This window comes from Paenalcaligenes niemegkensis, from assembly GCF_022230885.1.
GTDB classification, from domain to species: domain Bacteria; phylum Pseudomonadota; class Gammaproteobacteria; order Burkholderiales; family Burkholderiaceae_B; genus Paenalcaligenes; species Paenalcaligenes niemegkensis.
On sequence record NZ_JAKGCT010000004.1, the window covers coordinates 1,414,567 to 1,427,629 of the forward strand.

Consider the following 13,063-nt stretch of genomic DNA (forward strand, 5'->3'; position numbering starts at 1 on the left):
GCCATGCTTTGGCTAAAGCCTTATACACTGCCTATTTGGCCAGGCGCTCAAGGGCCTCTTGGTACTTGGCGGCTGTGTGGCTGATGACATCAGCCGGAAGACGCGGCGCTGGAGGCGTTTTGTCCCAAGTCTGTGTTTCCAGCCAATCACGTACAAACTGCTTGTCAAAAGACGGAGGGTTACTGCCCACCTCATAGGTGCCTGCATCCCAGAAACGCGACGAATCAGGTGTGAGCACTTCGTCCATCAGGTGCAGCACACCGTCTTCATCAAGGCCAAACTCAAACTTGGTGTCGGCAATAATGATGCCTTTGGTGGCCGCATAGTCGGAGGCTTCACGATACAAGCGCAAAGTGATGTCCCGAATCTCGTTTGCCATACCCTCTCCGACCTCGGCAACAACATGTGAAAAATCAACATTTTCATCATGAAATCCGAATTCTGCCTTGGCAGCAGGAGTAAAAATCGGATCCGCGAGCTGGCTCGCCTGCTGCAAGCCGGCTGGCAAGGTGATCCCGCAAACCTCGCCTGTTTTTTGGTAGTCTTTCCAGCCTGAGCCGATAATATAGCCACGGGCAACAGCTTCAACCATAATAGGCTTCAAGCGTTTGACCACCACTGCCCTGCCTTCAACCAGGTGGCGTTCATTTCCTGCCACTACATCAACAGGGTTCACGGTCGTGGAATGGTTGGGAATAATATGCGCTAATTTTTTCAGCCAGAACTCTGTCATGCCGGTAAGTACAGCCCCCTTACCAGGAATAGGATCATCCAAAATAACATCGAAGGCCGAAATCCGGTCTGACGCCACGATGAGAAGCTTGTCGTCACCCACCGCATACATATCTCGAACCTTGCCGCGACCTAACAGTGGCAACGACGTGAGGGTGGATTCGTAAAGAGCCTTTTGCACGATGTATTCCTTAACGCAAAAACATCCCGCCGATTGGCTAAGCGACGGGACGGTACCTAGCACCCTTTGCCGGGCCTAGGACAAAACAGGCCATCATAATAATGATGGCCTGATACACATAATTACTGAACGCGTTGGGCAAGCTCGCCCGCTGCATAGCGACGCGCCATGTCGTCAAGCGCAATAGGCTTGATCTTGGAAGCGTTGCCCGCAGTACCAAACTGTTCGTAACGAGCCTTGCAAATAGCTTTAGCCGCTGCACGGGCAGGCTTAAGGTAGTCGCGTGGATCGAACTTGTCTGGGTTGGTGAACAGATAGCGGCGGATGGCAGCAGTCATGGCCAGGCGAATATCGGTATCAATATTGACCTTGCGCACACCGTGCTTGATGGCTTCCTGGATTTCCGAAACAGGAACCCCGTAAGTTTCTTTCATGTCGCCACCGAACTCGCGAATTTCAGCGAGCAGCTCTTGGGGTACGCTGGAACTGCCGTGCATAACCAAATGCGTATTTGGCAAATGCGCGTGAATCTCTTTGACACGCTCAATAGAAAGTATGTCGCCAGTGGGTTCACGGGTGAACTTGTAAGCCCCATGGCTGGTACCAATGGCGATGGCCAAGGCATCCAGCTGTGTACGGCGTACAAAGTCAGCAGCCTGATCCGGGCTGGTCAATAGCTGATCGATCGTCAAAGCACCTTCGAATCCGTGACCGTCTTCTTTATCGCCCTGCATGGTTTCAAGCGAGCCCAGGCAACCTAGCTCGCCTTCGACCGTAACACCGACTTTATGAGCCATTTCGACCACTTTACGTGTGACTTCCACGTTGTACTCGTAATCGGCTACCGTCTTGCCATCAGCTTCCAGGGAACCATCCATCATGACACTGGTAAAACCCAGATCAATGGCGCCCTGACAAATAGCAGGCGACTGGCCGTGGTCTTGGTGCATGACCACCGGTATATGAGGGTATGTCTCGACTGCTGCTTGAATAAGCAGCTTTAAAAAACTTTCGCCAGCGTATTTTCGGGCACCCGCAGAGGCCTGCATGATGACTGGACTATTGGTTTCGTCAGCCGCTTCCATGATTGCTTGAACCTGTTCAAGGTTGTTCACGTTAAAAGCGGGAATGCCGTAGCCATTTTCAGCTGCATGATCGAGCAACTGACGCATGGAAACCAGGGCCATGGGAGATCTCCTGAACACTAAGATAAATTACTAAATTACCCTCAATTTTAAGGGCGATTGCGATTTCTTGCTTGCCTACCTCAGGTAGACGCTTTGCGACGCGCCGATTTGGGACGAAAAGCCGACACTATTGAGTCGTGGGTCTCGATATACGGGCCGCCGATCAAATCTATGCAATAAGGAATAGCTGCAAAAATGCCCTGCACCACTACCGCACCGTTTTCATCACGCAGACCTTCTAAAGTCTCGCGTATTGCCTTCGGCTGCCCGGGCAGATTAACAATCAAGGCAGCATGCTGCGGATTTTCACGAATTACGGCCACCTGCCTGGACAAAATAGCCGTCGGCACAAAATGCAAGCTGATTTGGCGCATCTGCTCACCAAAACCCGGCATCTCTTTGGTGGCAACACTTAACGTGGCCTCAGGCGTGACGTCTCGACGTGAAGGACCCGTACCACCCGTGGTTAACACCAGATCACAGCCCACCTCATCAGTGAGTTCGGTAAGTGCTTGTGCTATCAGCCCGGCCTCGTCTGCAACCAGGCGGGTTTCAAATTGTGCGGATTGTATTAGAGCTGTGTTCAACCAGCTTTGCAGTGCCGGAATGCCCTCATCAATATATTCACCACTGGAAGCCCGGTCAGAAATTGAGACCAGCCCCACCAGCAGCTCATCGGGATGACGACGCGTTAATCGTTTATTGCTATGCATAACTATACAGATTCCATTTATTAATTTCCGTTTCACCTAGTATATGACGTGACAAAGCCCTACCGTGACCGTGGAAACCGGTAAAATTTTTAAGCGGCCCCACAATTTGCTAAGCTAGGCTTCTACCATGGAGACGACGATGCCACAGACGATGCACATTCTTTATGCAGGGGCCGGAGACATCGCCACCCGATGCGCCACATTGATGAAAGGACGTGCTGCCAGACAATGGGCATTAAGGCGCAGTGCAGCTGAGTCCGAAGACACGCCACTTCAGTGCCTGCAGGCCGACTTGACCATGCCCAGGACCTTGGAGCGCCTGCCAAAGTCTATCACCCACGTTTTATACACCGCCACACCGAGTCTGCGCAGCCCCGAGGCCTATGCAGCAGTCTATGATACTGGTCTGCGCAACCTCATAGCGGCTCTTGATCTCTCTAGCTTACAGCGCTTCATTTTTGTCTCGTCGACCGCCGTTTACGGCCATTGCACCGGACTGCAAGATGAAAGCAGCCCCACCCCTGCCCCCCAGTTCAATGGACAGGCCTTACTGAAAGCCGAACAGTTTTTACAAAGCACTCTGGGTGATAAAGCTGTAGCCATACGTTTTAGCGGCATTTATGGCCCGGAGCGAATGGCACTCATTCAGAAGCTGATGCAAGATACGATAACAGTGGCGGCCAGTCCTGGGAACTGGGCTAATCGCATTCATATTGACGACGTTACCCAGGCCTGCGCCCACTTGCTACAGCTTTCTGCTCCTGAGCCGGTGTATATAGCTACCGACGATACACCAATGGAAATTGCTGATCTTTATGACCAGTTGGCGGCGCATATCGGCGCCCCGGCACCTGCCCATAACTATAACGCTCCCTCATCGGGAAAACGTTTCTCGAACACAACCCTTAAAGAAAGCGGCTGGACATTGAAATGGCCCGATACCCTTGAGGGATATAGGGCCATCATTGCATCACGGCCTGCTGCTACCTAAGAGTCTTAGGGAAGCACTTCAGCAGCCCGCTGCTGCAAGACTGCGACTGCGGGTAAGCTCTTGCCTTCCAGAAACTCTAGAAAAGCGCCACCACCCGTAGAGATATATCCAATGTCATCAGCGATATTAAAGGCGGAAATAGCAGCCAGGGTATCACCTCCACCAGCAATGGAAAATGCAGGTGAATCAGCAATTGCCTGTGCCACAATTCGAGTGCCTTCAGAAAAGGCCGGGAACTCGAATACCCCTACGGGGCCATTCCAGACGATAGTGCCGGCAGTATGCAAAATCGCAGACAGCTCGTGTGCACTATCCGGGCCAATATCTAAAATAAGATCATCATCAGCCACGTCACTGGCTGACTTGATGGTTGCCTCGGCATCAGTGGAAAAACTTTTGGCACAGACAACATCAGAAGGAATGGGCACACTGGCGCCTCGCTCTTTCATGATTTCGATAACGGCCCTGGCTTCATCGATTTGTGCCGCTTCGACCAGCGACTTGCCGATGGGCAGACCTTCAGCGAGCATAAAGGTGTTGGCTATGCCTCCGCCAACAATGAGCTTGTCTACCCGTTCAGCCAAGGCACGCAAAATAGATAGCTTGGTTGAAACCTTGGCGCCACCCACGATGGCGACCAATGGACGGGCCGGGTCGCTCAGAGTGCGGGTCAAGGCATTCAACTCTGCCTCAAGCAAAGGCCCCGCACACGCTACCGGAGCATAACGGGCGATACCTTCGGTGCTAGCCTGAGCACGATGCGCAGCACCAAAGGCATCGTTTACGTATACATCGCAAAGCGCTGCCATTTTTCTGGAGAGTTCTTCGTCGTTGGCTTTTTCGCCCACATTGCAGCGGCAATTTTCTAGCAAGACCAGTTGACCAGGTTCGATTTCGACCCCGTCAATCCAGTCACGCTGCAACGGCACACGCATATTCAACATTTCGCTTAAGCGCTCGGCCACTGGTGTGAGGGTGTCACGCGGCATGACTTCGCCCTCTTTGGGACGACCCAAGTGGCTCGTAACCATGACCGCAGCCCCGGCCTCCAGGGCCAGCTGAATAGCGGGCAATGATGCACGGATGCGGGTGTCTTCAGTAATAAGACCGGCAGCCAGGGGGACGTTCATATCCGAACGTATGAAGACCCGCTTCCCCTTGAGCTTACCTTCGGTAGCCAACTGAGTTAACGTCTTTACGGTAGAAATCATGATGTAGATGTAATTATCTTAAGGGCGTAACAAAGGCGGGTTAAACCCGCCTTTATGTGCCTTATTTATTATTTTGCCGTCATCATGGCTTCGGCTGTGTCCAACATACGAATGGAGAAAGCCCATTCGTTGTCGTACCAGGCAGAAACCTTAACTAGGCTACCGGAAACTTTGGTCAGCAACGAATCTACTGTGCTGGAAGCCGTTGTATGGTTGTAGTCGGTAGAAACCAAAGGCTCATCGCTGTAATCCAAAATTCCTTTTAGCGGCCCCTGAGCGGCATTCTTCAAAATGCTGTTGACCTCATCCACCGTAGTAGGCCGCCCTGATACAAAGGTCAGGTCAACCATCGAAACATTAATGGTGGGCACCCGTACCGCGAAACCATCAAGCTTTCCGTTTAGTTCGGGCAATACCAGGCCCACGGCAGCAGCAGCTCCCGTTTTGGTGGGGATCATGCTCATGGTGGCGGAACGCGCACGACGAAGATCCTTATGCGCCACATCGGTAAGCACCTGATCGTTGGTGTAGGCGTGAATAGTCGTCATCAGACCATTCACAATACCCAGTTCCTGATGCAGGGGCTGCGCCAACGGAGCCAGACAGTTAGTGGTGCATGAAGCGTTCGACACAACCGTGTCGGCGGCTTTAAGCACCTGGTGGTTAACGCCGTACACTATTGTTGCATCGACATCTTTACCACCTGGTGCGGAGATCAGCACCTTTTTAGCACCCGCCTGCAGGTGCGCATTGGCAGCCTCTTTGGTTGTGAAGCGACCGGTGCAGTCGAGCACCACATCAACATCTAGCTCGGCCCAAGGCAGTTTAGTCGGATCACGTTCGGACAGCAGACGGATACGGTCGCCATTCACGATCAGGTAGTCGGTACCTTCAAGCTCAACATCGGCGTTGAAACGGCCGTGTACGGTATCGAAGCGAGTAAGATGCCTGGCAACAACATCTTGTCCGGGAGCGTTAATAGCGACAATTTCAATGTTGTGCTTTTTCCCGTACTCGTAATGAGCGCGCAAGGTCATGCGCCCAATTCGGCCATAACCATTAATAGCGACGCGAATCGTCATGATAGATCTCCTAATTACAAAATCTGTTCAACGGCTTGGGCCACATGGGTGACCGTCAGGCCAAAATGCTCAAAAAGAGCGTCCGCAGGAGCCGACTCGCCGTAGGTATCAATTCCGACCACTGCACCGTTCAGGCCCACATACTTATGCCATAAACCGGTAGAGCCTGCCTCGACCGCAACACGCGGGAGATGGCCAGGAAGAACTTGATCACGCCAGGAAGACTCTTGGGTATCAAAAAGGTTAGTACATGGCATCGACACCACCCGAACAGCAATACCTTTTGCAGCAAGGAGCTCTTGAGCCCGTAACGCCAGACCGACTTCGGAACCGGTAGCGATGATGATGGCTTTGGCATCGGCGGCGTCAGAAAGCACATATCCGCCGCGCGCAATGTCAGCTATGGTTTGCTCATCACGCTCGACAAAGGGCAGGTTCTGTCGCGATAACAGCAATGCACTCGGGCCCCCGTCGTGGACATCCATGCCGATGCTGGCGGGGCGGCTGATCGATTGCACCCAGGCGACAGCTGTCTCGGTGGTATCGCAGGGACGCCATACATGGAGATTGGGGATTAACCGCAAACTGGAGGCATGTTCTATAGATTGATGTGTAGGGCCATCTTCACCCAGACCTATAGAGTCATGGGTAAACACATGCACTACACGTTGCTTCATCAGCGCCGCCATGCGAATGGCATTACGCGAGTAATCGGAGAAGGTCAGGAACGTGCCGCCAAACGGTATGTAACCGCCGTGCAGAGCCATGCCGTTCATTACCGCAGCCATACCAAACTCACGTACGCCGTAATTGATATGACGGCCAAAGTGCAGGCCATCATCAGTCGCGCGCAACGCTTCTACGCCAGGCCAATTGGTAAAGTTAGATCCGGTTAGATCGGCCGATCCCCCAATCATTTCAGGCAAGATACCAGCCAAGGCTTCAATGGCAAACTGGGACGCCTTTCTTGAGGCAACAGTTTGCGCCTTAGCATTGGTCTGGGCAATAAACTGCTGCGCCTGCTCTGTAAAGTCCGGGCTTAACTCGCCATGCATACGCCTTACGAACTCGGCGGCGAGCTTGGGATTGACTTCCTGATAGGCATCAAAGCGCTGTTGCCATGTTGCCTGAAGCTGCTCGCCCGCTGGACGGGCATCCCAATATTCGTAGACATCGTCGGGGATTTCAAAAGGGCCATGACTCCAGCCTATAGATTCACGAGTGGCATGAATCTCGTCGGGCCCCAAGGGCGCGCCATGGCATTTTTCTGAGCCAGCCAGTTTAGGTGACCCTTTGCCAATAACCGTTTTACAACAAATTAATGTGGGGCCTGTATTCTCGAGGGCATTTTTCTTGGCTGCGCGGACGGCAGCGTCAAGCGCCTCTACATTGTGTCCGTCAACATTCGGAATCACATTCCAGCCATAGCTGCGGAAGCGCTCAGGCGTGTTGTCGCCAAACCAGGACTCGACTTTTCCATCGATGGAAATGCCATTGTCATCGTAAAAAACAATAAGCTTGGATAGCTTCAACGTACCCGCCAATGAGCAGGCTTCGTGAGAGATGCCTTCCATCAGGCAGCCATCGCCTACGAATACATAGGTGTGGTGATCGACAATTGAATGCCCGGGCAGGTTGAACTCTTGGGCGAGCATCGCCTCGGACAGCGCCATGCCGACGGCATTCGCCAGACCCTGGCCAAGCGGGCCAGTCGTGGTTTCAATGCCCGCGGTATAGCCGACCTCAGGGTGGCCAGGCGTGCGCGAATGCAATTGACGGAAGTTTTTAATCTCTTCCATCGGCAGGTCGTAGCCGCTTAGATGCAGCAATGCATAAATAAGCATTGAACCGTGTCCGTTCGATAGAACGAAACGATCGCGATCCGGCCAGGCGGGATCAGCAGGGTTATGTTTAAGATGTCTGGTCCAAAGCACTTCGGCGATTTCAGCCATGCCCATCGGGGCACCTGGATGACCAGAATTAGCGTTTTGAACAGCATCCATAGCCAGCGCACGAATTGCATTAGCCATGGGGGAGACGGTGGAAGTTGGAAGATCCATTAGAAGCTCTCGAAGGGTGCCAAAGCCAGCCGCAGGGGGCTGGACCCCCAATCGTCAATCAGGAGTTATAAAGCCGTCCATTTTAACACTGCAGCGCACAATGCGCCGAAGCACGATGCCTTAAGAGTCGAGTATGCTGTAGCTTTCGCTTCAACTCACCCACGCTAAGCTTATGAATCTGCCACGTTTTTATTGCAACGCCGACCTCCAAACAGGCGCGACCATTGAGCTTGCCGACGAACTTGCTCACTATATGACCCGTGTTTTACGCTTAAAAGACGGCTCAGCAGTCTGGCTTTTTAATGGTGTGGGCGGGCAGTTTTTAGCATCTTTACAACAGCAGTCTAAAAAAGTCAGCGCTGTAATAGGCACGTTTCATGATGTAGAGTGTGAACTCGCCGGTAAAGTCACGGTAGCCCAGGGCTTGGCCTCTGGCGATAAAATGGATTGGATTATCGAGAAATGCACCGAAATTGGTGTCACAACGGTAGCGCCCATTGCAGCCAGGTACAGTGTTTTACAGCTAAGCGGCGAACGCTTGCAAAAGCGGCTGGCGCACTGGCAAAAAGTAGCCCGGTCCGCCAGCGAGCAATGCGGACGCAATCGCATCAATCAGGTAATGGCACCGCAAAGCCTCGCCGCCTACTTAAGCACCGTTGACGCTTCCGCTCCTCAAGAAACACGTATTGTCTTTTGTGATCCCGATGCCGATCACGATCTGGATTCAGCCTTGGCAGGCTTAACACCGGCCCATGATATTCACCTTATCCTTCTGATCGGGCCGGAAGGTGGTTGGTCAGAAGAAGAAAAAGCCCAGGCTATACAGGCCGGGGCTTATTCAATGCGTTTTGGTTCACGTATTTTGCGTACCGAGACTGCCGCAATTGCCTTAGTGTCGGCTGCCAGCGCACGTCTGGGCTGGCTTTAAACCGTTACTCGTCGCCAGAGCCTGAATACGGCGTCGGGGACACCCCTGGCTCGGGCTCCGGGTGTTTCCCGGCGTGGATCACCGTATAGGCAAATATACGATCTTTAGTGCTGGCAAAGTCTGCCGCGTCATTACACACACTTAGGATGGCCTGGGCATGTGACTCTAGCGATGGATCGCCTGTGTGCAACTTGTTAAACCACAGGTACAGACCTGTTTTTTGATCAAGCACAGTATCACACAGGCAATCGTAGAGTGCATCAAGATCACTACCAAAATAGTCGGGATAATCGACTGCTTTTACGATTGCGCGCAATACTGCGGAACAGTTGCGTGCGCGGTCGCACTCGACCACGCCAACGGTAATTTCGGCGTCTTGCGCCATGGTGAAAATTTTAGCCTGCTGCGAATCCGTTGCGTCGATTAGGCCGCCCCGTTGCAACAGTTCCTGCAAAGTGAGGGATTGGCTCATTGCGACGTCTCCTTAAAAAACGCTTTGACTTCCTCAAGTCGATTCATGGTGTCTGTCCTGCCCAGTTCGATCAGCTCTTGAGTAAAGCCTGACTCGAACAATAAATAAGAAATTAACGCTCCGCCAGTAGTAGGACCGGACTTTGATGACACACCTAACACTCGAAACAAGGTACGAGCTGCCTTGGGAATGCTGTGATAGTGTTTCACAGCGATAGCGTCCAAAGATTGGCTTGGTGTAATCGAAAAAGTGCTAACTGGCCGCAGCGACTGGCTTTTTAATACACTTGGTGGCAATTGTGCAAGCAGACAATTAATTCGTTCCATTCGCTCAATATCCATTGACACACTGTCTAAAAAGATATTTGACAAAGCATGGCCGCCCATTTGGGCTAGCGACGGATAAGGCGGATCGACTTCGTGATCGTCTGGATAGGTTTCATCGTTATAACCTGTTCCGATAATGACGATTTTCTCGGCGCCTAGATGAATAGCCGGACTGATTGGCGCCAATTGCCGCATCGTGCCGTCACCGCACCAGGTCGTGCCGCCCCCACAAGCATCGCCTGAGCCGGAAACACAAAAGGTATCGAGCTGGAAGCAAGCAAATGGTCTACACCTATACGACAAGGTATAGCGCGGCGTAATGAACGCCGCCACGGAACAATTTTGGTATCGGACTGATAAAACGTTAAGTGTTCACCAGACGTGTAAGCGGTTGCGGTAACTGCTAATGCATCAATGTACTTGTGGCGAAGATTAGCATTTAATCGCTCAAAATCAAGCGCATTTGTTAAGAGTTCACGCAAAGGAGAGTTATCAAGTAGCGAATGCGGTACATTTCGCCTTAATCGGGGAGCTATCCACCCCAGGCCCAACGTGGTAAGCCATCGTAGCCCGGTGCGGATCAACGAGGCGCTATCGGCCTCAAAGACCATATCGGTACGCAGGTTTCCCCAGAAAGCACATAAACGCTTAATGCCTTCGTGAGGTTCATCTGCGTGGCAAGCCAGACCTGCAGCATTCAGCGAGCCAGCCGAGGTGCCGCAAATAATATTGAAAGGATTCCTGAAGCCTGGGTCACGATCAGGGTCAAGAATCTGATTGATCGCGGCCAGAACACCAACCTGATAGGCGCCCCGTGCGCCCCCCAGTAAGCACTACAGCTACAGGAGGGCGGGCACGAGCCCTATCGGGCGACTGAGACTCAGTCTCGATTCGTATTGGCATCGACTACGGTAAGTGCAGTCATATTGATGATACGACGCACTGACGAACTTGATGTCATGATGCTGACGGGAGCGTTCACACCTAACAGGAAGGGCCCGATGGCCACACTGCCACCTGCGTCGGTCTTCAGCAGGTTATAGGAAATATTGCCTGCATCAACGTTAGGACAAATAAGCAGATTTGCCGAACCTTTTAAGGTTGTATTCGGCAAAATCCGATGGCGAAGCTTTTCATCGAGGGCGCAATCACCGTGCATTTCGCCATCCACTTCGAGCTCAGGCGCCACTTCACGAATAATACTTAGCGCTTCGCGCATTTTCTCACCTGAGGAAGAACTGCCGGTACCAAAATTGGAGCGGGACAATAGCGCTGCCTTGGGTTCGATGTTAAGCGCTTTCATACGCTTGGCCGCTGCAACCGTGATCTCGGCAATCTGCGCTGCATCAGGATTATCATTGACATGCGTATCCGCCAAAGCCACCGTGCGTTCGCCCAGCAGCAAGATGTTCATGGCACTGTAGGTTTTTGCACCTGCACGTTTGCCAATGACTTCGTCAATGAAACGCAAGTGATTCGCGTAGGTACCTACGGTTCCGCAAATCATGCCATCAGCGTCACCGAAATGAATCATCATGGCGCCTATCAGCGTCAGACGGCGACGCATTTCCACTCGGGCCATTTCTTTGGTGATGCCGCCCCTGCACATTAGCTCCCAGTACTTGGTCCAGTATTTGTTGAAGCGATCATCTTGCTCGGGGTTGGTGACATCGGCGTCTACACCAAGGCGAATGCGCAAGCCATAGCGTTCGATACGTTGCTGGAGCACCGCAGGACGGCCAATCAAAATTGGACGTGCCAATTTCTCGTCGATAACGACTTGTACCGCACGCAAAACACGCTCGTCTTCACCCTCGGCGAAAACAATGCGGGCTTTACCTCCATCTTTAACCAGGCCTTTGGCCAGACTGTAAATAGGCTTCATGAACGCGCCAGAGCGATAGACAAACTGACGTAGTTCGTCAGTGTAGCTGTCGAAGTCGGCGATAGGACGGGTGGCGACCCCTTCTTCCATCCCTGCCTTCGCCACCGCTGGCGCGATGCGTACAATCAGGCGGGAGTCAAAAGGCATTGGAATGAAGTAATTCGGGCCAAACTCGACGTCGTCCAGGTTATACGCTGCCGCTACCACTTCATCCTGTTCTTCACGAGCTAATTGGCAAATCGCATGTACTGCTGCAATTTCCATGCCCCGTGTAATGGTAGTTGCACCAATATCGAGAGCTCCGCGGAAAATATACGGGAAGCATAAGACGTTGTTGACCTGATTCGGGTAGTCGGAACGGCCAGTGGCCATTACGACGTCGTCACGTACCGCATGAGCGTCTTCAGGAAGAATTTCCGGACTAGGATTAGCCAAAGCCAGGATCAACGGACGGGCCGCCATACGGGCCACCATTTCGGGCTTTAGCACGCCCCCTGCCGACAGCCCCAGAAATACGTCAGCATCGTCTATTACTTCGCTTAGCGTACGCAAATCGGTGTCTTGCACAAAACGCGCCTTGGTTTCGTCCATTAGGACAGTACGGCCTTTGTAGACCACACCCTCAATATCAGTAAGCCAGACGTTCTGCAGAGGCAATCCCAAGTCAAGCAGTAAGTCCAGACACGCCAACGCGGCGGCGCCTGCGCCGGAGACTACAACCTTGACTGTACTTAGGTCTTTACCAACTACAGCCAAACCATTTAAAAATGCAGCAGACACGCAAATGGCAGTACCGTGCTGATCGTCGTGAAACACCGGGATATTCATGCGTTCACGCAATCTCTTCTCGACGATGAAACATTCGGGCGCCTTGATGTCCTCAAGGTTAATTCCCCCGAAAGTTGGCTCAAGCCCTGCAATGATATCCACCAGCTTATCAGGATCGTTTTCGTTGATCTCGATGTCGAACACATCGATTCCGGCAAAGTTCTTAAACAGTACTGCCTTGCCCTCCATGACAGGCTTTGAAGCCAGCGCGCCAATGTTGCCAAGACCCAACACCGCCGTGCCATTGGTGATGACACCGACCAGATTGCCACGGCCTGTGTAGCGATACACGTTCTGAGGATCCGCAACGATCTCCTCGCAGGCTGCAGCTACGCCGGGCGAATACGCTAAGGCTAAGTCACGTTGATTTGAAAGCTGTTTGGTGGGCGTTACTGATAATTTGCCGGGGCGCCCTTGCTCGTGATATTCAAGCGCCGCCTTACGAAGGTTTTCATCCATGATCTTCA

General features: G+C 52.6%; 10 protein-coding genes and 1 pseudogene. 2 read left to right on the forward strand and 9 right to left on the reverse strand.

Features of this window, described 5'->3' with window-relative positions:
• Positions 1 to 31: 31 nt before the first annotated feature.
• From L1889_RS10820 to mog, 3 genes are all read right to left on the reverse strand, one after another.
• On the reverse strand, positions 32 to 913 hold the full coding sequence (locus L1889_RS10820; protein ID WP_238665128.1) for a phosphoribosylaminoimidazolesuccinocarboxamide synthase: 882 nt from the start codon (positions 911 to 913) through the stop codon (positions 32 to 34).
• Between the two features lie 122 nt (positions 914 to 1,035).
• Complete coding sequence (gene fba / locus L1889_RS10825) at positions 1,036 to 2,100, reverse strand: class II fructose-bisphosphate aldolase (protein ID WP_238665129.1); 1,065 nt, start codon at positions 2,098 to 2,100, stop codon at positions 1,036 to 1,038.
• A gap of 80 nt (positions 2,101 to 2,180) precedes the next feature.
• The gene (mog, locus tag L1889_RS10830) at positions 2,181 to 2,813 is read right to left on the reverse strand and encodes a molybdopterin adenylyltransferase (RefSeq protein ID WP_238665130.1); all 633 of its coding nucleotides are present in this window, start codon (positions 2,811 to 2,813) and stop codon (positions 2,181 to 2,183) included.
• A 139-nt stretch (positions 2,814 to 2,952) separates the two neighbouring features.
• Between mog and L1889_RS10835 the strand changes: the two genes are divergently transcribed.
• Positions 2,953 to 3,804 carry an NAD-dependent epimerase/dehydratase family protein gene (locus L1889_RS10835; RefSeq protein ID WP_238665131.1) on the forward strand — a complete coding sequence of 284 codons (852 nt, stop codon included), beginning with the start codon at positions 2,953 to 2,955 and terminating at the stop codon, positions 3,802 to 3,804.
• Positions 3,805 to 3,809: 5 nt separating this feature from the next.
• On the opposite strand, the gene L1889_RS10840 is transcribed toward L1889_RS10835, so the two are convergent.
• The 3 genes from L1889_RS10840 to tkt form a co-directional block, all read right to left on the reverse strand.
• Positions 3,810 to 5,012, reverse strand: coding sequence for a phosphoglycerate kinase (locus tag L1889_RS10840; protein ID WP_308217674.1), 1,203 nt, complete (start codon positions 5,010 to 5,012; stop codon positions 3,810 to 3,812).
• A 71-nt stretch (positions 5,013 to 5,083) separates the two neighbouring features.
• Positions 5,084 to 6,097 carry a type I glyceraldehyde-3-phosphate dehydrogenase gene (gene gap / locus L1889_RS10845; protein ID WP_238665133.1) on the reverse strand — a complete coding sequence of 338 codons (1,014 nt, stop codon included), beginning with the start codon at positions 6,095 to 6,097 and terminating at the stop codon, positions 5,084 to 5,086.
• A gap of 14 nt (positions 6,098 to 6,111) precedes the next feature.
• Positions 6,112 to 8,157, reverse strand: coding sequence for a transketolase (gene tkt / locus L1889_RS10850; RefSeq protein ID WP_238665134.1), 2,046 nt, complete (start codon positions 8,155 to 8,157; stop codon positions 6,112 to 6,114).
• Between the two features lie 172 nt (positions 8,158 to 8,329).
• Here tkt and L1889_RS10855 point away from each other — a divergent pair, with 172 nt between their 5' ends.
• Positions 8,330 to 9,085 carry a 16S rRNA (uracil(1498)-N(3))-methyltransferase gene (locus L1889_RS10855; RefSeq protein WP_238665135.1) on the forward strand — a complete coding sequence of 252 codons (756 nt, stop codon included), beginning with the start codon at positions 8,330 to 8,332 and terminating at the stop codon, positions 9,083 to 9,085.
• A 4-nt stretch (positions 9,086 to 9,089) separates the two neighbouring features.
• On the opposite strand, the gene L1889_RS10860 is transcribed toward L1889_RS10855, so the two are convergent.
• From L1889_RS10860 to L1889_RS10870, 3 genes and pseudogenes are all read right to left on the reverse strand, one after another.
• Positions 9,090 to 9,557 (reverse strand): barstar family protein, encoded by a 468-nt coding sequence (locus L1889_RS10860; RefSeq protein WP_372871477.1) that lies wholly within the window; start codon positions 9,555 to 9,557, stop codon positions 9,090 to 9,092.
• Positions 9,554 to 10,786: pseudogene (locus tag L1889_RS10865) on the reverse strand (patatin-like phospholipase family protein). Before L1889_RS10865 ends, L1889_RS10860 begins: the two are co-directional and overlap by 4 nt.
• Entirely contained in the window at positions 10,764 to 13,055 is a 2,292-nt protein-coding gene (locus L1889_RS10870) for an NADP-dependent malic enzyme (RefSeq protein ID WP_238665136.1), read from the reverse strand. The pseudogene L1889_RS10865 and the gene L1889_RS10870 overlap by 23 nt, the downstream one beginning before the upstream one ends.
• Positions 13,056 to 13,063 lie beyond the last annotated feature (8 nt).